The sequence below is a fragment of the Streptomyces sp. NPDC057253 genome (genome assembly GCF_042669125.1).
Taxonomy (GTDB): Bacteria; Actinomycetota; Actinomycetes; order Streptomycetales; family Streptomycetaceae; genus Streptomyces.
In genome coordinates this window covers 1-24,324 of sequence record NZ_JBHUXV010000031.1, presented here as the reverse complement: position 1 = coordinate 24,324, position 24,324 = coordinate 1, and the positions used below count along the sequence as shown (strand labels likewise).

Sequence of the window (24,324 nt, the reverse complement as noted above, 5' to 3'; positions counted from 1 at the left end):
ACCTTCCGCTCCGGGGCGCCGGCGCCCTGCGCGGGCCGGCTCCGGGGCTCCGGCAGCGCCCTGTACGGATCCGCTCCGGGGCACCGGCGCCCCGTGCGGGCCGGCGCAGCGGTCAGGCACCCGGCCGCCACACCCCCACGTCGAGGCGGCCGTACGCACTGTGCCCGCCCACGAGTTCGCGGCCCGTCACCAGCTCCGGCTCGACACGGACGTAGACCTCCTCGGGCGCGGGCACCCAGGAGCGCGGGCCGGTGCGGGCCAGACGGGCGTGTTCGGCCGGGTCGGTGACGACGCTCGCGGTGCCGGTGACGACGACGCTCCAGCCGGAGCGGCGGACCGCGTCGACGGCGTCCGCCTCGAAGGCGACGATCGCGCCGTCGACCGCGCGCACCAGCTCCGACGCCGCCGAGGTGCACAGCACCACCGCTCCGTGCTCGTCCAGCGCGAAGTTGACCGGCAGGACCGCGGGCAGGGCCCCGCGGGTGTGCACGATACGGCCGACCGGCGCGCCCGCCAGCAGCCGCAGGCACTCGTCCCGGTCGAGTTCGCGGAATCCGTCGTTGGCGTACATGGGCCGTTCAGCCGCCCGCGGCCACGACGTCGTGCCGTTCGCCGCCGAGCACGACCTTCTCAGTGGGCAAGACCTTCATGAGGTCCAGGGTGGTCGTCGTACGACGATGCCGCTTGGGCCGGTCGGGTCCTGCTCGCGGGCCGGGCGGGGGCCCGCCGCGACCGCCGGACCAGGGCCTGCCGGACCAGGGCGATGGGACCGTTCGGCCCTTCCGTACCGGCCACCGGCGCGGCTTGGATCTGACCATGAACGACATGCTCACGAGGCCTGTGCCGGCCCACGCGGTCCGTACCGTCGCCGGAACGACCGTCGTGACGCCGCGCGGTGAGATGGACCTCGTGACGGCCGTCCCGCTGACGGTCCTGCTCGACTCGCTGACCTACGGCCCGCACCCGGACCTGGTGGTCGACCTGACCGAGGTGTCGTTCATCGACTGTGGCGGACTGGCGGTCCTGTGCCGGGTCCGCAACCGGGTCCTGGCCCGCCGCGGACGGCTGCGGCTGGTCAACGGCGACGGCCGCTTCCCGCGGCTCCTGCGCGCCGCGGGTCTCGCCGGGGTCTTCGAGATCCACCGGGAGCTGTCCGAGGTGCTCCCGAGCCGGGTGGTGATCTAGGGCCGGGTGGTGATCTAGGGCCGTTCGGCCCTGATGCGGCACCCGGTCGGCCCGCGTCGGGCACCCGGCGGGGCTGCGACCTTCGAGGGGGGACGAAGGACCGGAGGAGGTGCGGCACCATGCGACGTGGCAACCCCGGGAGGCAGCGGTTCTGGCGCTGGCGGAGCAACCCCCTGCGCCGCCGCGACGACGTCGTCGAGGCCTGGGTCGTCCTGGCGGTGTGGACACTCACCGTCGTGGGAGGCACCACCGTCGGCCTGGTCACGGCGCACGCCACCGAGGCCGAGTTCGACCGGCAGCGCGCGGACCGGCACGCCGTGAACGCCGTCCTCCTCGCCGACGTGCCGAAGCCGGCGTCGGGGAAGTGGTCGTCGGGCGACACGGATCTCGCGCAGGTGCGCTGGAGGGCTCCCGACGGCTCCACCCACGTGGACCGCACCCTGGTCACCGTCGGTCTGAGGTCCGGCACCCGTGTCGTGGTCTGGCAGGACGGCCGGGGCGCGCTGGTCACCGAACCACCGAGCGCCACGGAGGCGGGCGTCGAGGCGGCCGTGACGGGCGGCTTCGCGGGACTGGCCCTCGCCGGCGGCGTCCACACCGCCGGAGCCCTCGCCCGCTGGCGGCTCGACCAGCGCCGCATGGCGGGCTGGGACCGGGAATGGGACCTGATCGGCCCGAAATGGGGGCACCGCACCGGCTGAGGTCCGCCAGGACGGCAGATCGCCAGGAGGGCCAGGTCACCAGATCCCCAGGAAGGCAGACCACCAGGAAGGCAGACCCTCAGGAAGGCAGCGCACATGGAACGTGTCATCGTCGCCCACGTCGGCCCCTCCGCGCCCTCCCGGGCCGCCGCCCGCTGGGCCTCCCGGGAAGCGGCCCGACGCGGGCTCGCGCTCCGGGTGAACCGTCACTGGACCCCGGCCGTCCCCGAGGGCGCGGAGCTGGTCGTGGCCGACGCGGGGGACCTGGACGCCGTCTCCGGTTCGGCGTGCCCGGTCGTCCTGGTCCCCGAGGGGGCCGGGGAGCCCGTCGCCGCGGAGACGGTCCTCGGCGTGGACGCCCGCGACCCCGCGGCGGCGGCCGTCGGCTTCGCCTTCGACACCGCCCGGCGCTGGGGCGTACGGCTGCGGGCCGTGCACGCCTGGCAGCTCCCGTCCCGCGCCGCCGAACTGCCCTTCGGGGTACCGGAGGAGGACCGCGGAGCCTGGGAGGACCAAGAGGTGCAACTGCTGTCCGACGCCCTGCGGCCATGGCGGGAGAAGTATCCGGGGGTGGAGGTCCTGGAGGACGTCCGGGCCCTGCCCCCCGTCCACGCCCTGGTGCAACTCTCGGCGAACGCCGGGCTGGTGGTCGTGGGCCGCGAGGCGCGGGGCAGGCTCGGCGAGAGGACACGCGCACTCGTGACCGAGTCCCTGTGCCCCGTCGCCGTGGTGCCCTCACAGCCGTAGGTCGCACAAGCCCTCAGCGCCGTACTCGAAGTCGCCCAACCCGTGCGGGTGTTCCTCGCGCGGCAGCAGCCGGGTCATGTCGACGACGTTGACCACCCGGACGGCCAGGTGGGGCAGGCGGATCTGTCCGGTGGCCAGGTGGTCGGCGACCCGCCAGTGGGCGTCCAGGGTGCGCAGTTCGTCATCGGAAAGTACGGTGGCGTCCAGGTGTTCGACCGCGACCATGGGGTGGCTGAAGAGGTCGTCGGAGGGTGGAGGCGGCATGGCCGGGAAGGACGCGGCGAAGCTGTCGCGCAAGGCGTACGAGAAGGAACTGCTGCGTCTTCAGACGGAGTTGGTGAAGCTCCAGGAGTGGGTGCGCGCGACGGGCACCCGGCTCGTGGTGGTCTTCGAGGGCCGGGACGCGGCGGGCAAGGGCGGCACCATCAAGCGCGTCGCCGAGCACCTCAACCCCCGGGTCGCCCGCATCGCGGCGCTCCCGAAGCCGACCGAGCGCGAGCGCACGCAGTGGTACTTCCAGCGGTACGTCGAGCATCTGCCGGCGGCCGGCGAGATCGTGCTGTTCGACCGGTCCTGGTACAACCGGGCCGGCGTCGAGCACGTGATGGGCTTCTGCACGCAGGAGGAGTACCGGCTGTTCCTGCGCCAGTGCCCGATCTTCGAGCGGATGCTCGTCGAGGCCGGGATCGTGCTGCGCAAGTACTGGTTCTCGGTGAGCGACACCGAGCAGCAGGAGCGCTTCCGGCGGCGTCTGGAGGATCCGCTGCGGCGCTGGAAGCTGTCCCCGATGGACCTGGAGTCCATCAGCCGCTGGGAGGCGTACTCCCGGGCCAAGGACGAGATGCTGGTGCACACGGACATATCGGAGGCTCCCTGGTACGTCGTGGAGAGCGACGACAAGCGGCGGGCCCGCCTGAACATGATCGCGCACCTGCTGGACTCGGTGCCCTACGCCGACGTCCCGCCCCCCGTGCTGGAGCTGCCCGCGCGCCCGCCGTCGACCGGCTACCAGCGCCCGCCGCGTGATCTTCAGACCTACGTCCCCGACCATGCGGCGAGCCTCTGAGCAGCCGGTGATCTCTCACGCCTGTTCGGGCACGATGACGACCGGGCAGGCCGAGTGGTGCAGCACGCCGTGGGCGATCCGGCCCAGCTGGAGTCCGAAGTGCCGCTGCCGGCGGCGGGCCCCGAGGACCAGGAGGTCGGCGTCGCGCGAGGCTTCCACCAGCACGGTGCGCGGCTGTCCCTCGACCGTGCGGCGGCGCACCGCGACCCCGTCGGGGACCTCCTGGAGCGCCTTCTCCAGCGCCTCCGCCGCCTGCTGCTCGTGCAGCCGGGCGGGCTCCCCGGCGAGCAGCGGATGGTCGGTGGTCTGGTGTGCCGGGCACCGCCAGGCCCGTACGGCCTCCAACTCGGCGCCTCGCCGCCGCGCCTCCTCCGCGGCGAAGCGCACCGCCGCCGAGGTCGCCGGCTCCTCACCGACGCCGACCACCACCCGGTGGTGGGGTGCGGGAGGGGCGTCGCCGCGTACGACGACCACCGGGCAGTGGGCGTGCCCGGCCACCAGCAGGCTCACCGAGCCCAGCACCGCCCCGGCGAGACCGCCGCGGCCGCGGGTCCCGGTCACCAGGAGGGACGCGCTGCGGCTCTCCCGTACCAGCGCGTACTCGGGTTCCTCGGGCTGCACGTCGGTGGAGACGGCCACCTCGGGCCGCCGGGCCGAGGCACGCCGGGCGGCGCTCGCCACGACGTCCTCGGCCCGCACCTGCTCCGACGGCTTGCCGAGATCCTCGGCGAGCTGCGCGCCCTCGTACCGCTCCCACAGCGACGCGTACACCAGCCGCAGCGGCAGCCCGCGCCGGGCGGCCTCGTCCGCCGCCCAGTCCACGGCCCGCAGCGCGGGCTCGGAGCCGTCGACGCCGACGACGATGGTGCGGGGCATGGTCTCGCGGGGCATGGTCTCCACCTCTTGACTCGGGGGCTCCGACACGAGCGTCGTCCGCGGACGAGGCCCCCGGCAGGGGCCGCAGGTCCCTGGCAGGGGCCGACCGGCCCAACCGGCCGGTGTCGGGGTTGGCCGGTACCTGACGACGCCGCGGACGGTGGTGGATCCTGAGGCCGGACCTGGCGCCGGACCTGGGGCCGGACCTGGCGCCGGACCTGGGGCCGGACCTGGGGCCGGACCTGAGGCCGGACCTGAGGCCGGAACTGGGGCCGTACGAAAGAGGTGCTCATGGCACGCGACACAGGCGGACACGGGACGCGCCGGCGGCCCCTGGCCCCCGGCGCCGCCGTCCTGCTCGGCTACCGGCGCGCCTGGCTGCGCGGCGACCTGCTGGCCGGCCTCACCGTGGCCGCGTACCTCGTGCCGCAGGTCATGGCGTACGCAGGGGTGGCCGGACTGCCGCCGGTCGCCGGGCTGTGGGCGATCCTGCCCGCCCTCGCCCTGTACGCGCTGCTCGGCTCCTCACGCCTGCTCTCGGTCGGCCCGGAGTCCACGACCGCCCTCATGACGGCCACCGTGGTCGCCCCGCTCGCCGCCGGTGACCCCGGCCGCTACGCGACCCTCGCGGCCACGCTCGCGGTCACCGTGGGCCTCCTGTGCCTGCTCGCCCGCGCCGTACGCCTCGGCTTCCTCGCGGACCTGCTCTCCCGCCCGGTCCTGATCGGCTATCTGGCGGGCGTGGCGTTCATCATGGTGGTGGACCAGCTGCCGAAGCTCACCGGCGTCGGGACGACGGAGACCCGGTTCTTCCCCCAACTGTGGTCCTTCGTGAAGGACTTGCCCGAGGCCCACCCGGCCACCGTCGTCCTCTCCGGCGCCGTGCTGGTGCTGCTCTTCGTGATGGCGGGACACGTCCGTGCCGTGCCCGGACCGCTGCTCGCGGTCGTCCTCGCCACGCTCGCCGTGGTGATCCTCGACCTCGACGGCCGCTACGGCGTCAAGGTGATCGGCGAGGTGCCCTCGGGCCTGCCCACCCTGGCGTGGCCGGACTTCGGCGAGATCCCGGGTCTCGTCCTCCCCGCCCTCGGTGTGCTCCTGGTCGCGTACACGGACTTCATCCTCACCGCGCGGGCGTTCGCCCCACGTGGCGACGAGGGCCCCGGGCTCGACGCCGACCAGGAGTTCCTGGCCCTCGGCGCGGCCAACCTCGGCGCGGGCGTCCTGCACGGCTTCCCCGTCAGCAGCAGCGCCAGCCGCACCGCGCTCGCCTCTTCGGCGGGCGCCCGCAGTCAGGCGTACTCCCTGGTCGCCGGGGCGGCCGTGCTGGCCGTCCTGCTCTTCCTCAGCCCTCTGCTCAGCCGGATGCCCTCCGCGGTCCTCGGCGCGCTCGTCGTCTACGCCGCCGTCCGCATGGTCGACCTCGCGGGCTTCCGCCGCCTCGCCGCGTTCCGCCGCCGCGAGTTGCTGCTCGCGCTCGGCTGCCTGGCCGGGGTCCTCGCCCTCGACATCCTCTACGGCGTCCTCGTGGCCGTCGGCCTGTCGGTCGCCGAGCTGCTGAGCCGGGTGGCCCGCCCGCACGACGCGATCGAGGGCGTGGTGCCGGGGGTGGCCGGCATGCACGACGTCGACGACTACCCGACCGCCCGCACGATCCCCGGGCTGCTCGTCTACCGCTACGACTCCCCGCTCTTCTTCGCCAATGCCGAGAACTTCCGCCGCCGCGCCCTGGCCGCGGTCGACCAGCAGACCGCGCCCGTACGGTGGTTCGTCCTCAACACCGAGGCCAATGTGGAGGTCGACATCACCGCCCTCGACGCCGTGGACGAACTGCGCCGCGAACTCACCGCCCGGGGCATCGTGTTCGCCCTGGCCCGCGTCAAACAGGACCTCCTGGACGACCTCAGGGCGTACGGCCTCGCGGACTCGGTGGGCCCGGACCTGATCTTCCCCACCTTGCCGACCGCGGTGGCCGCGTACCGCCGCCGGCCCCAGGCGGACGCCGAGTAGCAGCGCTTCCAGGGGAGGGCGATCCGCCGGGCCGGCTCGAAGGCGCGCACATCGACCCGCTCGCGCCGACCCGGAGGTCTCCGCCGCGGAGCCGTGTGGCCCGGCCCCGGGGCCGGGTGGCCCATGGCTCGCGCTCGGGCTGCGGACCCACGCTGGAGTCGGCAGTTCCGGGATCCCGCAGGGAGGCACGTCATGATCACGACCCCCACGCCCAGCATGCTGCGGGCGCTGCCCGCCGAGCACCGGCAGCGCCTCATGCGCGTCGCCCGCGAGGTGTCCGTCCCCCAGGGGGCGCGGCTGTTCGAGGAGGGCGGCAAGGCGGACCGGTTCTGGATCATCCGCACCGGCACGGTCGAGCTCGACATGCATGTGCCCGGCCGCCGCGCGGCGGTCATCGAGACCCTCCGGCACAACGAACTCGTCGGCTGGTCCTGGCTGTTCAGCCCGCACGTCTATCATCTGGGCGCCGAGGCGACGACGCCGGTGCGGGCGTACGAGTTCGACGCCACCGCCGTCCGCCTGATGTGCCAGGACGACCCGGCGATGGGCAACGCCCTCGCTCAGTGGGTCGGCGACGTGCTCGCCCACCGCCTGCGCTCGGCCCGGACCCGGCTGCTGGACCTGTACGCGCCGTACGGCGCCGGCAGCCCCGTCTGAACCGCGAAGGAGTCCGAGCCCTAGTAGGGCCGGTCGGCCCTAGTGCGTCCGGGCCCCGGCACGCGATGATCGTCGTCACGGGTGACGCGCAGCCCGTACGCCACCGGGACGAGAGGTCGTCATGACCGAGACACGCACCTTCACGGAGCAGAACCCGATCCGCGTGTTCCTGCTGGACGACCACGAGGTGGTACGACGCGGTATCACCGACCTCCTCGACGCCGAACCGGGTATCCGCGTGGTCGGCGACGCCGACACCGTCGAGCACGCCCTCGTCCGCGCTCCGGCGCTGCGCCCCGATGTCGCCGTCCTCGACGTACGCCTCCCGGACGGCGACGGCATCACGGTCTGCCGGGAGCTGCGCAGCCGCATGCCGGAGCTGGCCTGTCTGATGCTGACGTCGTTCGACGACGAGGACGCCCTGCTGGACGCCATCATGGCCGGGGCCGCGGGTTACGTCCTCAAGCAGATCAGGGGCTCCGACCTGGTCTCGGCGGTCCGCACGGTCGCCTCGGGCCAGTCCATGCTGGACCCCGCGACCACGGCCCGTCTGATGCGCACCCTGCGCGCCGACCCCGCCGAGACACCGGCCCTGTCGCCCGAGCTGGCGAGCCTGTCACCCCGCGAGCGGGACATCCTCGCCCTGATCGGCGACGGCCTCACCAACCGCGAGATCGGCAAGAAGCTCTACCTCTCCGAGAAGACAGTCAAGAACCACATCTCCCGCCTGCTGGCCAAGCTCGGCGTACAGCGCCGCGTCCAGGCCGCGGTCCTCGCCTCCCAGCTGGAGCAGCCGGAAACCGACGACCACTCGGCCAGGTGAGCCCGTCACAGCAGCGGGACCCGGGTGAAGCGGCTCGCCGCGTGGAGTTCCCGCTCGACGTGGGCCGCCGTGCGGCGCAGTTCCGGGAGGATCTCCTCGACGCACTCCCGTTCCGTGCGGCCCGCCGCGTGCAGGGCCACGCCCAGCGCGGCGACCGCCCGGCCACCACGGTCGCGGAGCGGGACGGCGAGGGTGCGCAGGCCGTCCTCCCAGTCCTCGTCGAGCAGGGCGTGGTCCGTGGTGTCCGACAGCAGCACCCGGCCCAGCGAGGTGGCCGCGGCCGGCAGCCGGGTGCCGACCCTGATGTCCACGCCCATGATCCGCGGGGACACCGCCCGTGCCGTGTACTGGATCTCCGCGTCCGGGCCTCCGGAGACCAGGATCGCGAGTGCCGTCGACTCCCTCACCCGGGCCGAGAGGTCCGCCAGGTGCGGGGCGGCGATGCGGGGGAGGGTCGTACGGGACAGGGGCGGGAAGCCCAGGGACAGGACCTGGGGGGTGAGGGTGAAGGTCCGGGACTCCGGCTGCTGGCGGACCAGGCCCAGGTGTTCGTAGGTGATCAGGGCCCGGCGGGCGGTGGCCCGGGCCAGTCCCGTCGCCCGCGCCACGTCCGTCAGGGTCAGCGCCGCCCGGCCCGCGCCGAACGCCGTGAGGACCGTGAGCCCCCGGGCGAGGGACTCGATGAACTCCCGGCCCAGTTCGTGTTTTGACGCGCCGATCCAGGAGGCCAGGTCCACGGGGGGCGGGCCCGGGTCCGGCTCGGGGACGGTGGCGAGTTCGTGCTCCATCTCCGCCACCGTGGCCCGCAGCCGGGGCAGCAGGGTGTCGCGCAGGTCGGTCGCCGTGTGCCGGCTGGTGTGGCTCACGACGTTGGCCACGCAGGCGATCCGGCCCGTGCGCGGATCCCTGACCGGGACGGAGACCGCGACCAGGCCCGGCTCGATCAACTGGTCGTCCAGCGCCCAGCCGGTGCGGCCCGCCGCGTCCGCCCGCTGCTCGAACTCCGCGTCCGGGAAGGGCAGTTCGCGGGGCGGTACGGCGGTGAAGGCCCGGTTCTCCGGATCCGCCGCCCGGCGCGTCCGCCAGGCCCGCCACTCGGCGTCGGTCCACTCGGAGGCGAACAGGGGGCCCGGCGCGGTGCGTTCGGCGGGGAGCAGGTCGCCGATGCGGAAGCTGAGGGACATCGCGCGGCGGCGGGTGGCCTGGTGGATGAAGCGGATGCCGTCCCGGTCGGCGACCGCCAGCGACACCGACTCGTCCAGCTCGTCGGCGAGGGCGTCGGCCCGTGCGGAGAGCAGTGCGGGCAGGCGCAGGGCGGCGAGATAGGCGTTGCCGAGTTCCATGAGACGGGGGGTCGCCACCGCGTCCCGGCCGTCCAGCCGGACGTACCCCATGCGCTGGAGCGTCGAGGTGATCCGGTCGACCGTGGAACGCGCCAGCCCGGTGGCCCGCTCCAGCCCGCTCAGACTCAACGTCCCACCAGCCTCGCTCAACTCCCGCAGCACCCCGACCCCCCGGACCAACGGCGCAACCACCTCGACGGGCACAGCGGACTCCGGTGCCTCCGGTGAAGGGGGCGTCTCAACGGGCATCGGTTCTCCGGTACGGCGATCGGGACACGCCTACGGTAGTCCGCCCCACCCCCGGTCACGCCGCTGAGACCGGCGAGGACGGCCCCCAGGGGCGCGGGGCTGTGTCGATGTGCGGCTCCGCCGCGTGGGCGCGACCAGCCACGACGAACCCGCACCCACTCCCCAGCCGAGCCCGGCACCGCCCCCCCAGCCCTACCCCCGCGTGACCCCGACCCGGACGTTCCCCTCCCCATCCACCGTCTCCACCCGCACCCGAACCCCCCTGCGCGGATCCCGGAACTCCTCGCCCACGATCAGCGGCGCGTCCGAGAGTTCCGCGTGGACGTTGGGGGAGCGGGTGCAACCCCCGCTGTCGGGGTGGGAGTCGTACACCCGCACCGGTCCGCGGCCGGTGTCCACGTTCGCGTCGACCCGGTAGACGAGGACCCCCGGCCGGCACACCGTCTCGTCGTTGCCCTCGCGGGTGCGCAGCTCGACCGCGTAGCCGGTGCGCCGGCTGAGCGGGACGAAGAGGAGCTTCGTGCCGAGCCCCGGCCGGGCCAGCGGGGTCAGCGTGTACTGCGTCGTGCCGCGCTCCGCCACACAGGAGACCTGCGCCGCGTCCAGCCACCCCAGCTTCCACTTGTGCCAGCCGAGGAGGTCGTTGTCGGCCCCCCAGTCCTCGCTCATGATGTCCCAGTGGCCGACCGCACCCCCGCCCTGCTGGGTGTACAGGTCCGGCAGCCCGAAGACATGGCCGTTCTCGTGCGGCAGCACCCGGTAGCCGGTCCGGTCGTAGGAGCCTGAGCCGTCGTCCTGGCGCGAGTACACGAAGGACGCGTTGGCCACCGGCACCCCGTCCGCGACCGGCGCGTCCGTGTTGCCGGCGAAGGTCACCGACAGGACCGTGTCGAGGGCGGACGGCCCGGCGTTCGGGGTCACCAGCACGTTCAGGAAGTCGTACGAGCGGAAGTCCACCCTGGGATCGGCGGCGGCCACGATGTCCTGGACCAGCCGCCGGTAGCCGGGGTCGAAGGGGGCGCCGCGCTCTATGCCGTAGGACCGGAACGGCCTCGGCATGCGCAGCCAGTCGGGGATCGGCGTCTCGGGGCGGTAGTCGAGACGGCCGTAGGAACTCGTGCGGAACCAGTCCTGGGTCTGCGGGAAGAACTCACGGAACCGGCTCTGCGCGGTCCCCGAGCCCGGCGCGTCGGAGAAGTCGACCATCAGGGTCAGCGCACGGACCGTGCCGGTGGAGCGGGAGTAGCCGCCGGGCGTGGGCAGGCCCTCGGACATCTGGACGGCCGGGCCGCCGCTGAGCAGACAGGCGCCGTGGGAGTCGGAGCGGGCCAGGGCGGCGGGACCGGCCGCGGTCGGGGCCTTCGCGGTGAGCCGCCCGCCGGGGGCCGAGGTGCCGACCGCGAGGGTCAGCGCGGTCACGGAGACGAGGGCGGCGACCCGGCGCGGGCGTATGCGACGGCTGGTCCACGGCATGCGGGGGCACCCTTCGGAGCGCGGCAGCCGCTGGTCAGAAGGCTGCACCTTTTCGATCACCCTCTGCCGGAGCAGGGGCGGGCGCGCGCTGGAGGAGACCGAACGTGGGTACCGAAGGAGATGTGACTCAGGTCACAACATGTTTTCTCCTCAACCCGAAATAACCGGGGAGCGTCTCCCCGTTTAGACCTGTGTCCGAGCGAAACGGGGAGCAGTTCCCCGGATCGCCGAAACCAGACCTGGAGGGGAGTACACCGTGACCGCCACGACGACCGCACCGCGCAAGGTGACCCGGCCCCGCGCCGACGCCCTGCGCAACCGCGAGCGGATCGTCACCGCCGCCCGCGAGATGTTCGTCGAGTTCGGCCCGGATGTGCCGCTCGACGAGATCGCCCGCCGGGCCGGCGTCGGCAATGCCACGGTGTACCGCAACTTCCCCGACCGCGACGCGCTCGTCCGCGAGGTGGTGTGCTCGGTCATGGACCGCACCACCGAGGCGGCCGAGATCGCGCTCGCCGAGACCGGGGACGCCTTCGAGGCGCTGGAGCGTTTCGTGCACACCGCCGCCGACGAGCGGATCAGTGCGATGTGCCCGATGATCCAGAGCACCTTCGACCAGCACCACCGGGACCTGGAGGCCGCACGCGTGCGGTGCGAGGAGCTCGTCGTCGAGCTCATGAACCGCGCGAAGGCGGCCGGCCAGCTCCGTACCGACGTGGACTCAGGTGACCTGCTGCTCATGGTCGCCCAGCTCAGCCGGCCGCCGGCGGGCACCGCCTGCTTCCAGGTCGACCGGTACGTCCACCGCCATCTCCAGCTGTTCCTGGACGGACTGCGGGCCCCGGCCCGCTCCGTCCTCCCGGGCGCGGCCATGACCCTGGAGGACCTGCGCCGGGCCTGACCCGATCCGGCGCCGATGAGTTCAGAACACCAGACCAGTCCCTAGTACGTCCTCGAAGACCTTTTCCGAACCGAAGTCCCGAAGTGGGTACCCCCATGTCTGAAACAGCCGCCAAGGCTCCGAGCGCACCGGCACCGTCCGGTGACGCCAACCGCTGGAAAGCGCTCGTCTTCATCGCGCTCGCCCAGCTGATGGTCGTGCTCGACGCGACCATCGTGAACATCGCCCTGCCCTCCGCCCAGACCGACCTCGGCATCTCCGACGGCAACCGGCAGTGGGTCGTCACGGCCTACGCCCTCGCCTTCGGCGGACTCCTGCTCTTCGGCGGCCGCATAGCCGACCTGTGGGGCCGCAAGAACGCCTTCGTGGTCGGCCTGATCGGCTTCGCCGCGGCCTCCGCGCTCGGCGGTGCCGCCACCTCCGGCGCCATGATGTTCGGCGCCCGCGCCCTCCAGGGCGTCTTCGGCGCGCTGCTCGCGCCCGCCGCGCTGTCCCTGCTCGCCGTGATGTTCACGGACGCCAAGGAGCGCGCCAAGGCCTTCGGCATCTACGGCGCCATCGCCGGTGGTGGCGGTGCCGTGGGCTTCATCCTCGGCGGTGTGCTGACCGAGTACATGGACTGGCGCTGGACCTTCTTCGTGAACATCCCGTTCGCGATCGTCGCCGCGCTCGGCGCGTACTTCGTCATCCGTGAGCCCGAGGGCGGCCGCAACCGCAACCCGCTCGACATCCCCGGCGTCCTGCTGTCCACCCTGGGCCTGGTCGCGCTGGTCTACGGCTTCACCCGCGCCGAGTCCGACGGCTGGGGCGACACCGTGACCGTCTCGATGTTCGTCGCGTCGGCCGTCCTGCTGATCGCCTTCGTCGTCACCGAGGCCAAGGTCAAGGCCCCGCTGCTGCCGCTGCGCGTGGTCACCGACCGCAACCGCGGCGGGATCTACCTCTCGCTCGGCATCGCGATCATCGCGATGTTCGGCACCTTCCTGTTCCTCACCTACTACCTGCAGATCGTGAAGGGCTTCTCGCCGATCAAGACCGGCTTCGCCTTCATGCCGATGATCGTCGGCATGATGGTCGGCTCGACCCAGATCGGCACCCGTCTGATGACCCGGCTGCCGGCCCGGCTGCTGATGGGCCCCGGCTTCCTGGTCGCCGCGGTCGGCATGCTGCTGATGACGCAGCTGGAGATCGGCTCGTCGTACGTCTCGATCATCCTGCCCGCGATGCTGCTGCTCGGTCTCGGCATGGGTACGGCCTTCATGCCCGCCATGTCCCTGGCCACCCTGGGCGTCGAGCCCCGTGACGCCGGTGTCGCCTCCGCGATGGTCAACACCTCGCAGCAGGTGGGCGGCGCGATCGGCACGGCCCTGCTGAACACGATCGCCGCGTCGGCCACGACCGCGTACATCAAGGACCACATCGGGTCCGCGGCCTCCAACTCCCAGCAGCAGCTGGTGACGCTGGAGGGCCAGGTGCACGGCTACACCAACGCGATCTGGTTCGCCGTCGGCATGCTGGTGCTGGCCGCGGTCATCGTCGTGACCCTCGTCAACGCCGGCCGTCCGGACACCACCGCGGTGGCCTCCGGCGAGGGCGCCGAGGAGGATCTGGCGGTCCCGGTCGTCGCCCACTGACGACGACCGTCCGGTCGTACCCCTTCGGATCTGTCGTACGTACGGGGATGGGGACGCTCCGCACGTACGACAACCAAGGACCTGCCCTGGCTCAGCGGAGCCAGGGCAGATCCGCACCCGCTTCGTTCGGCTGGAGTCCCTCGGCGACGATCTGCATGATCTCGCCGAGGGACTTCTGCTGTTCCGGGGTGAGCCGGTCGAAGACGGCGTTGCGCACGGCCCGCACATGGCCCGGCGCGGCGCCCCTGAGCATCTCCAGGCCCGGGTCGGTGAGCACCGCGAACTGGCCGCGCTTGTCGTCGGTGCAGTCCTCCCGGCGCACCCAGCCGTTGCGCTCCAGGCGGGCGATCGCGTGCGAGAGCCGGGAGCGGGTGATCTTCGCCTTCATGGCCAGTTCGGTCATCCGCAGCCGCCGGCGCGGGGCCTCGGCGAGGCCGACGAGCAGCCCGTAGTAGATGTGCGGCATGCCGGCGTCCCGCTGGAGCTGGCGGTCGAGATGGTCCTCGAGGAGGGTCGTGGCGTGCACGTACGAGCGCCAGATGCGCTGTTCTTCGTCGTCGAGCCACCGGGGCTCTTCATCGGGGACGGGTGCCGTGTTCATGTATCCCACTCTACGAGCTCTCTCCTTGAAGCTTAAACAAATGAGGCGTACAGTCATGCAGGAAGAAGCTTTAAATTTGAAGCATCAGTTGCATCGGAAGTACCGGAGGAGTCCCCACCATGTCCGCCGACACGCTGGAGCGCATGCCCGCCCTGTACCTGAGCCACGGGGCCCCGCCGCTCGCCGACGACCCGATCTGGCCCGGTGAGCTCGCCGCCTGGTCCGCGGACCTGCCCCGGCCCAAGGCGATCCTCATGGTCTCCGCCCACTGGGAGGAGGCCCCCCTGGCCCTCGGCGCCGTCACCCGTGTCCCCCTCGTCTACGACTTCTGGGGCTTCCCCGAGCACTACTACCGGGTGACCTACGACGCCCCCGGCGCCCCCGAACTCGCCGAGTCCGTGCGCAAGTTGCTGCGCGCCCCCGGCATCCCGGTGCAGGACATCCCGGACCGCGGCCTGGACCACGGCGCGTACGTCCCGCTCGTCGAGATGTTCCCCGAGGCCGACATCCCCGTCCTGCAGATCTCCATGCCGACCCTCGACCCGGTCAGGCTCATGGAGATCGGCCGCAAGCTCGCCCCGCTGCGCGAGGAGGGCGTGCTGATCGTCGGCTCCGGCTTCTTCACCCACAACCTCGCCGCCCTGCGCCACACCGGGCCCGGCGTGCCCACCTGGTCCTCCGAGTTCGACGACTGGGGCCGGCGGGCGCTGGAGGCGCGGGACGTGGACTCCCTGCTCGACTTCCTCCACAAGGCCCCGGCCGGGCGCTACGCCCACCCGCGCACCGAGCACTTCGCGCCGCTGTTCGTCACCATGGGCGCGGCCGACGTGAGCGGCGAGCTGGACACCCAGAAGTCCGTCATCGACGGGTTCTGGATGGGGATGGCGAAGCGGTCGGTGCAGTTCGGCTGAGCTACAGGTCCTTCTCGTACCAGGCGACGTCCCAGTAGCGGCCGAACTTGCGGCCCACCTCCCGGTAGGTGCCGACGTACCGGAACCCGAAGCGTTCATGCAGCCGCGTGGACGCTTCGTTCGGCTGGGCGATACCCGCATAGGCGCGATGCAGATCCTCCCCCGCGAGGGCCTCGAACAGAGCCTTGTAGAGAAGGGTGCCGATGCCGCGGCCGCCCGCGTCCGGGGCGAGGTAGATCGTGACCTCCACCGAGGTCGCGTACGCGGCCTTGGCGCGGAAGGGGCTGGATGTGGCGTAGCCGAGGATCCGCTGTGAGCTTCCTGTCGAGTCCGTGTCGGCGGCAACCATCAGGCGGTACGGGCCGTCTTCAGGGTGGGAGAGCAGCCAAGGGCGGCGCTCTTCCGGGGTGAGGACAGCGGTGTCGAATGTGATGGGCGTCTCACGAACGTAGTGGTTGTAGAGGGCGGTGAGGGCGACGAGGTCACCTTCGACTCCCGGCCTGACCTGCACCTCTGTACCTTCCGAAGACATCACGCCTCCTCGTGTGACCGGGCAGGATACTGCAAGATCAGAAAAATAGGGGGACGGGTTGGGAATTCTGTCCGGTTTCCAGTCGTTGTTTCCATCGGATGCAGGGCACCCGAGGAGAGTCCGGAAAGCAACCGGAGCCGGGACCCAGCGTCCAAGGACCACCCGCTGACCCCACCATCGCAAGGGAGCACGCATGGCAACCCGTGCCGTCGCCCGTCGTACGTCCGCCACCGGCGGGTCGACCGACGCGGCCCGCAGTGTTCGCGTCCATGGCGGCGAGATCGCCGACCGCGACCTGGTCGGCATGTACCTCGACGAGATCGCGCGTACACCGCTGCTCGACGCCGCCAAGGAAGTCGAGCTGTCCCAGATCATCGAGGCGGGTGTGTTCGCCCGACAGGTCCTCGACGGGTTCGAGGAGGCCAAGGCGGACGCGACCCGCGAGGAGCTGGAGGCCCTGGTGGAGGAGGCGGAGCGCGCCAAGGACGTGTTCATCCGCTCCAACCTCCGCCTGGTCGTCGCCGTGGCCCGCCGCTACCCCCGCAGCGGACTGCCCCTGCTCGACCTGATCCAGGAGGGCAATGCCGGCCTGGTGCGCGCGGTCGAGAAGTTCGACTACCGCAAGGGCTTCAAGTTCTCCACGTACGCGACCTGGTGGATCCGTCAGGCCATCACCCGCTCCATCGCCGACCAGTCCCGCACCATCCGGCTGCCCGTCCACCTCGTGGAGGAGCTGGGCCGCATCCGCCGCGTGCAGCGCGAGTTCAACCGCGAGCACGGCCGCGACCCGGAGCCCGCGGAGATCGCCGCCGAGCTCGGTTCCAACGCCGAGCGGGTGACGGACGTCCTGGACTGGGCCCGTGACCCGGTCTCCCTGAACATGTCGGTGGACGACGACGGCGACACCCAGTTCGGCGACCTGCTGGAGGACACCTCGGCGGTGTCCCCGGAGCAGTCGGTGCTGACGCTGCTGCGCAGCGAGGAGCTGGACGACCTGATCGGCCGCCTCGACCAGCGCACGGCCTCCATCATCAAGATGCGGTACGGCATCGAGGACGGCCGGGAGCGCACACTGACCGAGGTCGGCAAGGAGCACGGCCTCACCCGCGAGCGGATCCGGCAGATCGAGAAGCACGCGCTGCTGGAGCTGAAGAAGCTGGCGCGCAGCACCGGGTTCGACGCGGCGGCGTGAGCGGGGTATGCCGCCCGCGTACGCCGGGTGGCGAAAGAGCGCTCAAACATGGCCGTACTCGGTCGCTTCAACCCCCTGGACCCTGGGAACAAGACTTCAGGGTCCAGGAGTTCGGGTCCGGAGGCCTCGCCTCCAGGCCCGCCTGAACCAAGTCCCGTCGCACCCCCCCGGCGCCGGGACTCTCCCAGAGCCGGACTTCGGTGCCCCTCCCCCCGGGCGCCGGGGTCCGGCTCTTTTTTCTGCCGGTGCGCGGGACGCGGGGCGCGGGTCGGTGGGGTCGGTGGGTCACCCCGTACCTGAACCACGGGGTGGCCCACCGGATGGCAGATTGTGTCACATCGGCATAGCGTGCAGATCGTGAGCAGCGCGTTGTCCGATTCCTCGGCCGCATTCCCGGCGGCCGCCTCCCTGACCGAGCGGCGAAAAGCGGCGACCCGGATGGAGATCGCCCGGGCCGCGGGGGAGCTGTTCGTGCGGCAGGGGCTGCGGGAGACCCGGGCGGAGGACATCGCGCTCGCGGCCGGGGTGGCTCCGCGGACCTTCTACCGCTACTTCGCGACCAAGGAGGAGGCGGTGGCGCCGCTGTACGCGGCCGGGGCGCAGCTGTGGGCACAGGCGGTGCTGTCCGCCCCGGCTGAGCTGTCGGTCGCCGAGGCCCTGGCCCACGGCGTGCGGCGGACGCTGACACCGGGGGACCAGGTCTCCGTCTCCTCCTGGACCTTCGTCCGCACCCTGATCCGCCTCGCGGACTCCGACCCGGGGCTGCGGCGCGTGTGGGCGGAGGTCTGCCGCTCGTCGGAACGCCGGTTGGCGGAAGTCCTCACGCAGCGCACGGGCCGCGAGGACGTGCGCCTGCTGGCGGCAGTGGCCAGCGCAGCCGTCCGAACGGCCGTCGAGGCATGGGCGGCGGGCGAGGAACCGACGGAGGGGCTGCTGGGGGTGGCCGTGGGCAATCTGGGGGCGGTGGGGGAGTTTCTTGGGGGTGCGTGAGGGGGCTTTCTCGGGACGCCTGAGGCTGGGTCCAGGGCCAGGTCAAGGCGCTGGGCCCGCCGCCACGAGGTCAGAGCGCCGCGAGTCGGTTCACCAGTAGCTCCACCCTCGGCTCGATGTCCGCCGGGGGCAGGCGGCCTGCTCGGGTCAGGGTGGCCAGGCCGTGCAGGGACGCCCAGAACAACTCGGTGAACAGGCCCGGGTCGACGCCGTCCCCGGCGACCTCGCCCAGGCTCTCCAGCAGTGCGGCGAACGCGTCCTTCAGGGCTTCCGGGGTGTCCTCCTGGGCGAAGGCCAGGCCGCCGTCGAGCTGGAACAGGGCGTCGTAGACAGCCGGGTTGCGGGCGGCGAAGTCGAGGTAGGCACGGGCGAGGGCGGCCACCCGCTCACGCGCACTGCCCGCGCCGGAGGTCGCGGCCCGCACCGCCACGGCGATCTCGGCGGCGCCCTGGACCGCGACGGCCCCGATGATCTCGCGCTTGCCGCGGAAGTGGCTGTAGAGCACGGGCTGGCTGTATTCGATGCGCTCGGCGAGCCGGCGGGTGGTGACCGCGTCCCAGCCCTGCTGCTCGGCGATCTCGCGGGCGGTCGCCACGATGAGGCGCTCGCGCTCCGCCCGCTCACGTTCCTTGCGTTCCTGTACCGACATGACCTGATCCTAGCACCGCTAGACAATCGAGCGGCAGTAGGTCTAGCGTTGCCTCATCGGCTAGCAATGCTAGATCCCGGGAGGATCATCATGCTCAACTCGCTGGAGGTCATCGCCACCGTGGTCGTCGGCCTGATGGTGGGGGTGGAGTTCGCCGTCGCCTTCGTCCTGGGCCCGATCCTCAACGCCCTGCCCGAGGACAGCGCCCAGCTCGGCCACGCCCACGGCGGCCGGATGCTCGGCGCCGTCATGCCCGTCTGGTACATCACCTCGCTCGTCCTGGTCGCCGTCTGGGCCGTCGCCGGACGGCACCACGACGGCTCCGGCCTGGTCGTCACCGCCGGCGCGCTGCTGCTGCTCAGCGTGGTCATGTCGATTCTGCTGCTGGTCCCGATCAACAACCGCAACAAGACCTGGACCCCCGAGAACCGCCCCGCCGACTGGAAGCAGCAGCTGAACCGCTGGAACCGCTGGCACTACGTCCGAGTCGCCGAGATCATCACAGCCTTCGCCCTGCTGGCAGTCGCCCGCGCCTGACACGCAAAGGAAGGGAACGTTGTGGCGCACGTGCCCTTCACCCACCAAGGGGCGCGGGGAACTGCGCGACCAGCCCCCACCAACCCGCACCCGCCCACCAACCGCCGCCCCACCCCCCTCACGCGCCCGACGCCCGAACCAACCGCCCCCCCAACTCCCGCACCGCAGCCACCAGTTCCGCCGGCTCCTCCACCCGAAACTCCACCCCCGTCATCGCCAACCGCACCGCCATCCACTCCACCGCGTCCCCGACCGAGCTCCGCAACCGGCACCGGCCCTCGCCCAGGGACTCCGGCACCCCCAGCCACCCCGGCACCCGCGCCCCCACCACCGACACATCCGCCTCGAACGTCACGACCAGCTCGTACGTCTCCTGGCGCCGGTACATCGACTGCCGCAGATACTCCGCCGCACTCCCCGTCGGCAACTCCCGCGGAGCGAACCGCGCACCCGTGGCGAACGGCTCGCTCACCCGGTCCACCCGGAACGTCCGCCAGTCGCCGCGGTCGAGGTCGTAGGCGACGAGGTACCAGCGCCGCCCCGTGGAGACCAGCCGGTACGGCTCCACCACGCGGCGCGACCCCGCCCCGTCCTTCGCGCGGTAGGCGAACCGGAGCCGCTCGTGACCGGCCACCGTGGACGCCATCACGGTCAGCGTCCCGGTCGGGATGCTCGCCCCGTCCCCGCTGGTCAGCGGAGTCGTCGCGGCCTGGAGGGTGGACACCCGGTGCCGCAGCCGGGAGGGCAGGACCTGTTCCAGCTTCGCCAGGGCCCGTACGGACGCCTCGTCCACCCCCTCGACCGCGTGCCCCGCCCCCGCCCGCAGGCCGACCGCGATCGCCACCGCCTCCTCGTCGTCGAGGACCAGCGGTGGCATCGCCTTGCCGGCGACCAGCCGGTAGCCGCCCTCGGAGCCCTTCGTCGCCTGGACGGGATAACCGAGTTCACGGAGGCGGTCGATGTCCCGCCGGACCGTGCGGCGGGAGACCTGGAGGCGGTCGGCGAGCTCGCCGCCGGGCCATTCGCGGGGCGTCTGGAGGAGGGAGAGGAGCGTCAGGAGCCGTGCCGGGGTGTCCGTCGTCATGAGTTCGAGGATGCCGCAGAAGTAGGACACGATCTGACCTATTGGGGTCGTAGCTTCGCTGCATGACCTCCACCGAGACCACATCCACCGCTGTACCGCCCGCCGCGGGCGACCGGCGTCGCTGGTTCGCCCTCGCCATCGTGATGACCGCGGCCTTCATGGACCTCGTCGACGTCACGATCGTCAACATCGCCATCCCGTCCATCCGGCAGGACGCCGGCGCCTCCGTCAGCCAGATCCAGTGGATCACCGCCGGTTACGCCCTCGCCTTCGCGGCCGGCCTGATCACCGGCGGGCGGCTCGGTGACATCCACGGGCGCAAGCGGCTGTTCCTCGTCGGCATCGGAGGCTTCACGCTCGCGTCGGCGCTGTGCGGCTTCGCGGCGAACCCGGAGATGCTGGTCGCGGCCCGGATCCTCCAAGGCGGCATGGCCGCGATGATGGTTCCGCAGGTCCTGTCGATCGTGCACGCGACCTTCCCGGCACACGAGCGGGGCAAGGTGTTCGGGCTGTTCGGCGCGATCGTCGGGCTCGGGGCCGTGTCCGGTCCGCTGCTCGGCGCGCTGCTGACCGAGTGGAACCTGTTCGGGCTCGAATGGCGGCCGATCTTCCTGATCAATCTGCCGGTCGGGATCGCGGGCCTGGTGCTCGGCAGCCGTTTCATCACCGAGTCCAAGGCTCCGCGGGCGCTGAAGCTGGACCTGGTGGGTGTGGCCATGGTCGTGCTCGGGCTGCTGATGCTGCTCTACCCGCTGACCCGCGGCGAGGAGCTGGACTGGCCGCTGTGGGGGTACGTGTCGATGGCCGGCGCGCCCCTCGTCTTCGCCGCGCTGGTGGCGTACGAGAAGCGGAAGGCCGCGCGGGACGGGTCGCCGCTCATCGAGCTGTCGCTGTTCCGGGTCAAGAGCTTCGCGGCCGGGATCGCGGTGCAGACCGTCTTCGGTGTCGGGCTCGGCATCTTCTTCCTGGTGTGGACCCTCTACATGCAGACCGGCCTCGGCTGGAGCCCGCTGAAGGCGGGGCTGACTGGGGTGCCGTTCTCCCTCGCCGTCTCCACGGCCGCCGGTCTCTCGGTGCAGCAGCTCGTGCCCCGCTTCGGGCGCAAGGTCCTCCAGGCCGGCGCGCTGCTGATGGCGCTCGGCGTGCTGCTCTACCTCTGGGAGGCCGAGCGGTACGGCATGGCGATCAGCTCCTGGCAGATGGCGCTGCCGCTGGTCGTGATGGGCGTGGGCATGGGCCTGATCGTCGCGCCGCTCACGGACGCGGTGCTCTCGGAGGTGCCGAAGGAGCACGCCGGGTCGGCGTCCGGGCTCATCAACACCGTGCAGCAGATGGGCAACGCGCTCGGGCTCGGACTGGTGTCGGTCGTGTTCTTCGGGGTGATCGGCGACCGGCTGCGGCCGGAGCAGGTGGGCCCGGCCTTCGTGGACGCCTTCCAGCACGCGCTCGGGTGGGTCGCGGCGGTGATGGTCGTCATCTTCCTGCTGATGTTCGCGCTGCCGAAGCGGCCGGCCCAACATGTGGAGGGGGCGGGCGAGCTTCCCGTGGTGGAGGAGAAGGAGCCCGAGCTGGTCTCCTGACCGGTCGAGCGAACAGGCCCGGTACCTGCTCAGGTACCGGGCCTCTGCCGTACTCGGACAGGACCGGAAGTCCGTTCATGCCCGAATGACGCCCGAACCTGTTTACTTTCCCGAAATCCGCGCGTAGCCTCCGAACTGAAACCACACGTTCGGGCATGGATCGGAGGTGAGCGGACATGTACGCACCGGAGCGGCAGCAGGAGATCCTCCGGCTCGCGCGGGACGGCGGGCGGGTGGACGTCGTCTCGCTGGCCGAGGAGTTCCAGGTCACGGCCGAGACCATCCGCCGCGACCTGAAGGCCCTCGACCGCGCGGGCCTGCTGCGCCGGGTGCACGGCGGGGCCATCCCGGCCGGGCGCCTCGACTTCGAGCCGGACCTCGCCGAGCGCGAGACCACCGCGGCCGACGAGAAGGACCACATCGCCAAGGCGGCCCTCGCGGAACTGCCGACCGAGGGCACCCTGATCCTCGACGCCGGCACCACCGTGGCCCGCCTCGCCGCCGCCGTCCCGCTGGAGGCCTCGCTCACCGTCGTCACCCACAGCCTGCCGATCGCGGCCCGCCTCGCGGACCACCCCGGCATCCAGCTGCACCTCGTCGGGGGGCGGGTACGGCACCGTACACGCGCCGCCGTCGACGCCTGGGCGCTGCGGGCGTACGGCGAGATCCGGGCCGACGTCCTCTTCGTGGCGGCCAACGGCTTCTCCGCCGACCACGGCCTGACCACCCCCGACCTCGCCGAGGCCGCGGTCAAGCGCGCGGCGATCGCCGCCGCCCGCCGAGTGGTCCTCCTCGCCGACTCCGCCAAGCACGGCCAGGAGCACTTCGCCCGCTTCGGCGACCTGGGCGATGTGGACCTGCTGATCACCGACAGCGGTCTGAGCCCCGAAGACGCCGCCGCCATCGAGCGCGGCGGCACGGAAGTAGTGCGCGCATGATCCTCACCGTCACCCCCAACCCGTCCCTGGACCGCACCTACGAGGTCCCAGCCCTGGAGCGCGGCGAGGTCATCCGCGCCACCGGCGAGCGCATGGACCCCGGTGGCAAGGGCGTCAACGTCTCGCGCGCGGTCGCCGCCGCGGGCCGGCGCACGGTCGCCGTGCTGCCGCTGGGCGGTGCGCCGGGCGCGCTCGTCGCCGACCTGCTCGACGCGCAGGGCATCGAGGTCGCTCCGGTGCCGGTCGCGGGCGCCACCCGCTCGAACATCGCGCTCGCCGAGTCCGACGGGGTGCTCACGAAGATCAACGCACCGGGTCCCGAACTCTCCGTCGAGGAGCAGGAACTCCTCCTGGAGACGGTTCGCGCGCAGTCGCGGGACGCCTCGTGGATCGCCTGCTGCGGCAGTCTGCCCCGGGGGCTCGCGCCCTCCTGGTACGCCGAGGTGGTCGCGCGGGCGCACGCCGGGGGCGCCCGGATCGCGCTGGACACCTCGGGGCGCGCCCTTCAGGAGGCCCTGCGGGAACGGCCCGACGTGGTGAAGCCGAACGCCGAGGAGCTCGCGGAGGCCGTCGCACGCCCTCTCGCCACGGTGGGCGACGCCCTCAAGGCCGCCGAGGAGCTGCGCGAGATGGGCGCCCGCGCCGTGCTGGCGAGCCTGGGCGCGGACGGGCAACTGCTCGTGGACGGCTCGGGCGCCTGGTTCGGCAGCGCGCGCGTGGACGTCGTACGCAGCAATGTCGGCGCCGGCGACTCGTCCCTGGCCGGCTTCCTGATCGCCGGCGGCAGCGGCCGGCGGGCCCTCGCCTCCGCGGTCGCCCACGGCGCCGCCGCCGTCCAGCTGCCCGGCAGCGTGATGCCGACCCCGGCCGACCTGGACCCCGCGGCGGTCACGGTCACGGCGGAGGTCCCGGTGGACCGCCCCCTGCAGGAGCCGGTGTCATGAGCGGCCCGGTCGCGGTGACCGCCCCGCTCCCCTCCGGTACGGCCGTCCCCGCGCTGTTACTCCGCGCCTCCGCCCCCCTCCCCCCGAACCCCCGCTCCACCCCCGTCCCCTCCCCATACGCCCACTCCACTCCCCGGGCGATACGCGTGCGAAGGAGCCCGCGATGAGCGAGATGATCACCGCGGACCTGGTCGACCTCGACCTGTCCGCCGACACCAAGGAAGCGGCGGCACGTGCCCTCGCCGAGCGCATGGTCGCCCTGGGCCGGGTGACCGACCTGGAGGGCTTCCTCGCCGACGTGGCCGCCCGCGAGGCCCAGATGCCGACCGGCCTCGACGGCGGCATCGGCATCCCGCACTGCCGCAGCGAGCACGTCACCGAGCCGACGCTCGCCTTCGGGCGCAGCGCCGCCGGTATCGACTTCGGCGCGCCGGACGGCCCCGCCGACCTGATCTTCCTGATCGCGGCCCCCGCGGGCGCCGACGACGCCCACCTGACGATCCTGTCGTCCCTGGCCCGGCAACTGATGAACACCGAGTTCACGGACGCGCTGCGGTCGGTGGGGGACGCGGCGGGCGCGGCGGCGCTGATCCGCGGGGACGAGGCGGCTGCGGCTGCGGCGAGCGCGGGTGCTTCCGCGGGTGCGGGTGGCGCCGGGGGCGCTTCCGGGGCAGCGGTCGGCGCGGAGGGCGCTTCGGCGG

The 24,324-nt window shown here is 72.4% G+C and carries 25 protein-coding genes and 1 pseudogene; 17 read left to right on the top strand and 9 right to left on the bottom strand.

The window, feature by feature from the left end; all coding sequences use genetic code 11:
* Nucleotides 1–112: 112 nt before the first annotated feature.
* A complete protein-coding gene (locus tag ACFULQ_RS18990; protein ID WP_383545185.1) occupies nucleotides 113–571 on the bottom strand; it encodes a pyridoxamine 5'-phosphate oxidase family protein in 459 nt (152 codons plus the stop codon).
* A 254-nt stretch (nucleotides 572–825) separates the two neighbouring features.
* On the opposite strand from ACFULQ_RS18990, the gene ACFULQ_RS18985 reads away from it, so the two are divergent.
* The 3 genes from ACFULQ_RS18985 (at nucleotide 826) to ACFULQ_RS18975 (ending at nucleotide 2,633) form a co-directional block, all read left to right on the top strand.
* Nucleotides 826–1,185, top strand: coding sequence for an STAS domain-containing protein (locus ACFULQ_RS18985; RefSeq protein ID WP_383545182.1), 360 nt, complete (start codon nucleotides 826–828; stop codon nucleotides 1,183–1,185).
* Nucleotides 1,186–1,304: 119 nt separating this feature from the next.
* Complete coding sequence (locus tag ACFULQ_RS18980; RefSeq protein WP_383545179.1) at nucleotides 1,305–1,886, top strand: hypothetical protein; 582 nt, start codon at nucleotides 1,305–1,307, stop codon at nucleotides 1,884–1,886.
* 96 nt (nucleotides 1,887–1,982) lie between these two features.
* Complete coding sequence (locus tag ACFULQ_RS18975) at nucleotides 1,983–2,633, top strand: universal stress protein (protein WP_383545176.1); 651 nt, start codon at nucleotides 1,983–1,985, stop codon at nucleotides 2,631–2,633.
* 21 nt (nucleotides 2,634–2,654) lie between these two features.
* Here the strand turns inward: ACFULQ_RS18975 and ACFULQ_RS18970 are convergent.
* Nucleotides 2,655–2,750, bottom strand: a pseudogene (locus ACFULQ_RS18970) (hypothetical protein); the annotation flags it as partial.
* 145 nt (nucleotides 2,751–2,895) lie between these two features.
* Between ACFULQ_RS18970 and ppk2 the strand changes: the two are divergent.
* Complete coding sequence (gene ppk2, locus ACFULQ_RS18965; RefSeq protein ID WP_383545173.1) at nucleotides 2,896–3,699, top strand: polyphosphate kinase 2; 804 nt, start codon at nucleotides 2,896–2,898, stop codon at nucleotides 3,697–3,699.
* A 15-nt stretch (nucleotides 3,700–3,714) separates the two neighbouring features.
* On the opposite strand, the gene ACFULQ_RS18960 is transcribed toward ppk2, so the two are convergent.
* The gene (locus ACFULQ_RS18960; RefSeq protein WP_383545170.1) at nucleotides 3,715–4,590 is read right to left on the bottom strand and encodes a universal stress protein; all 876 of its coding nucleotides are present in this window, start codon (nucleotides 4,588–4,590) and stop codon (nucleotides 3,715–3,717) included.
* 276 nt (nucleotides 4,591–4,866) lie between these two features.
* Here ACFULQ_RS18960 and ACFULQ_RS18955 point away from each other — a divergent pair, with 276 nt between their 5' ends.
* From ACFULQ_RS18955 to ACFULQ_RS18945, 3 genes are all read left to right on the top strand, one after another.
* Complete coding sequence (locus tag ACFULQ_RS18955) at nucleotides 4,867–6,585, top strand: SulP family inorganic anion transporter (RefSeq protein ID WP_383545167.1); 1,719 nt, start codon at nucleotides 4,867–4,869, stop codon at nucleotides 6,583–6,585.
* 192 nt (nucleotides 6,586–6,777) lie between these two features.
* Complete coding sequence (locus ACFULQ_RS18950) at nucleotides 6,778–7,242, top strand: cyclic nucleotide-binding domain-containing protein (protein ID WP_383545165.1); 465 nt, start codon at nucleotides 6,778–6,780, stop codon at nucleotides 7,240–7,242.
* A 121-nt stretch (nucleotides 7,243–7,363) separates the two neighbouring features.
* Nucleotides 7,364–8,065 carry a response regulator gene (locus ACFULQ_RS18945; RefSeq protein WP_383545162.1) on the top strand — a complete coding sequence of 234 codons (702 nt, stop codon included), beginning with the start codon at nucleotides 7,364–7,366 and terminating at the stop codon, nucleotides 8,063–8,065.
* Nucleotides 8,066–8,070: 5 nt separating this feature from the next.
* On the opposite strand, the gene ACFULQ_RS18940 is transcribed toward ACFULQ_RS18945, so the two are convergent.
* Nucleotides 8,071–9,657 carry a helix-turn-helix domain-containing protein gene (locus ACFULQ_RS18940; RefSeq protein ID WP_383545159.1) on the bottom strand — a complete coding sequence of 529 codons (1,587 nt, stop codon included), beginning with the start codon at nucleotides 9,655–9,657 and terminating at the stop codon, nucleotides 8,071–8,073.
* A 192-nt stretch (nucleotides 9,658–9,849) separates the two neighbouring features.
* Nucleotides 9,850–11,130: a M6 family metalloprotease domain-containing protein gene (locus tag ACFULQ_RS18935; protein ID WP_383545156.1), complete on the bottom strand. Its 1,281-nt coding sequence runs from the start codon at nucleotides 11,128–11,130 to the stop codon at nucleotides 9,850–9,852.
* Between the two features lie 256 nt (nucleotides 11,131–11,386).
* Between ACFULQ_RS18935 and ACFULQ_RS18930 the strand changes: the two genes are divergently transcribed.
* Both ACFULQ_RS18930 and ACFULQ_RS18925 read left to right on the top strand, forming a co-directional pair.
* Complete coding sequence (locus ACFULQ_RS18930; protein WP_383545153.1) at nucleotides 11,387–12,031, top strand: TetR/AcrR family transcriptional regulator; 645 nt, start codon at nucleotides 11,387–11,389, stop codon at nucleotides 12,029–12,031.
* Nucleotides 12,032–12,126: 95 nt separating this feature from the next.
* Nucleotides 12,127–13,665: an MFS transporter gene (locus tag ACFULQ_RS18925; RefSeq protein WP_383545150.1), complete on the top strand. Its 1,539-nt coding sequence runs from the start codon at nucleotides 12,127–12,129 to the stop codon at nucleotides 13,663–13,665.
* Between the two features lie 91 nt (nucleotides 13,666–13,756).
* Here the strand turns inward: ACFULQ_RS18925 and ACFULQ_RS18920 are convergent, their stop codons facing one another.
* Complete coding sequence (locus ACFULQ_RS18920; protein ID WP_383545147.1) at nucleotides 13,757–14,266, bottom strand: MarR family winged helix-turn-helix transcriptional regulator; 510 nt, start codon at nucleotides 14,264–14,266, stop codon at nucleotides 13,757–13,759.
* A 119-nt stretch (nucleotides 14,267–14,385) separates the two neighbouring features.
* Between ACFULQ_RS18920 and ACFULQ_RS18915 the strand changes: the two genes are divergently transcribed.
* Nucleotides 14,386–15,177 (top strand): dioxygenase, encoded by a 792-nt coding sequence (locus ACFULQ_RS18915; protein WP_383545144.1) that lies wholly within the window; start codon nucleotides 14,386–14,388, stop codon nucleotides 15,175–15,177.
* Between the two features lies 1 nt (nucleotide 15,178).
* On the opposite strand, the gene ACFULQ_RS18910 is transcribed toward ACFULQ_RS18915, so the two are convergent.
* Nucleotides 15,179–15,709, bottom strand: coding sequence for a GNAT family N-acetyltransferase (locus ACFULQ_RS18910; protein WP_383545140.1), 531 nt, complete (start codon nucleotides 15,707–15,709; stop codon nucleotides 15,179–15,181).
* 193 nt (nucleotides 15,710–15,902) lie between these two features.
* On the opposite strand from ACFULQ_RS18910, the gene ACFULQ_RS18905 reads away from it, so the two are divergent.
* Together ACFULQ_RS18905 and ACFULQ_RS18900 are read left to right on the top strand one after the other, a co-directional pair.
* Nucleotides 15,903–16,901 (top strand): RNA polymerase sigma factor RpoD/SigA, encoded by a 999-nt coding sequence (locus tag ACFULQ_RS18905; protein ID WP_141205477.1) that lies wholly within the window; start codon nucleotides 15,903–15,905, stop codon nucleotides 16,899–16,901.
* 438 nt (nucleotides 16,902–17,339) lie between these two features.
* On the top strand, nucleotides 17,340–17,891 hold the full coding sequence (locus ACFULQ_RS18900; protein WP_383545357.1) for a TetR/AcrR family transcriptional regulator: 552 nt from the start codon (nucleotides 17,340–17,342) through the stop codon (nucleotides 17,889–17,891).
* A 70-nt stretch (nucleotides 17,892–17,961) separates the two neighbouring features.
* On the opposite strand, the gene ACFULQ_RS18895 is transcribed toward ACFULQ_RS18900, so the two are convergent.
* Nucleotides 17,962–18,540: a TetR/AcrR family transcriptional regulator gene (locus ACFULQ_RS18895; RefSeq protein ID WP_383545136.1), complete on the bottom strand. Its 579-nt coding sequence runs from the start codon at nucleotides 18,538–18,540 to the stop codon at nucleotides 17,962–17,964.
* A 90-nt stretch (nucleotides 18,541–18,630) separates the two neighbouring features.
* On the opposite strand from ACFULQ_RS18895, the gene ACFULQ_RS18890 reads away from it, so the two are divergent.
* A complete protein-coding gene (locus tag ACFULQ_RS18890; protein WP_383545133.1) occupies nucleotides 18,631–19,077 on the top strand; it encodes an anthrone oxygenase family protein in 447 nt (148 codons plus the stop codon).
* A gap of 118 nt (nucleotides 19,078–19,195) precedes the next feature.
* Here the strand turns inward: ACFULQ_RS18890 and ACFULQ_RS18885 are convergent, their stop codons facing one another.
* On the bottom strand, nucleotides 19,196–20,161 hold the full coding sequence (locus ACFULQ_RS18885; RefSeq protein WP_383545130.1) for a helix-turn-helix transcriptional regulator: 966 nt from the start codon (nucleotides 20,159–20,161) through the stop codon (nucleotides 19,196–19,198).
* A gap of 62 nt (nucleotides 20,162–20,223) precedes the next feature.
* Here ACFULQ_RS18885 and ACFULQ_RS18880 point away from each other — a divergent pair, with 62 nt between their 5' ends.
* The 4 genes from ACFULQ_RS18880 to ACFULQ_RS18865 all read left to right on the top strand — a co-directional run.
* Entirely contained in the window at nucleotides 20,224–21,741 is a 1,518-nt protein-coding gene (locus ACFULQ_RS18880) for an MFS transporter (RefSeq protein WP_383545127.1), read from the top strand.
* A 176-nt stretch (nucleotides 21,742–21,917) separates the two neighbouring features.
* Nucleotides 21,918–22,679, top strand: coding sequence for a DeoR/GlpR family DNA-binding transcription regulator (locus tag ACFULQ_RS18875; RefSeq protein ID WP_383545124.1), 762 nt, complete (start codon nucleotides 21,918–21,920; stop codon nucleotides 22,677–22,679).
* Nucleotides 22,676–23,623, top strand: coding sequence for a 1-phosphofructokinase (pfkB, locus tag ACFULQ_RS18870; protein ID WP_383545121.1), 948 nt, complete (start codon nucleotides 22,676–22,678; stop codon nucleotides 23,621–23,623). The genes ACFULQ_RS18875 and pfkB overlap by 4 nt, the downstream gene beginning before the upstream one ends.
* A gap of 163 nt (nucleotides 23,624–23,786) precedes the next feature.
* The coding region (locus ACFULQ_RS18865) for a PTS sugar transporter subunit IIA (RefSeq protein ID WP_383545118.1) at nucleotides 23,787–24,324 on the top strand (538 nt) is incomplete at its 3' end.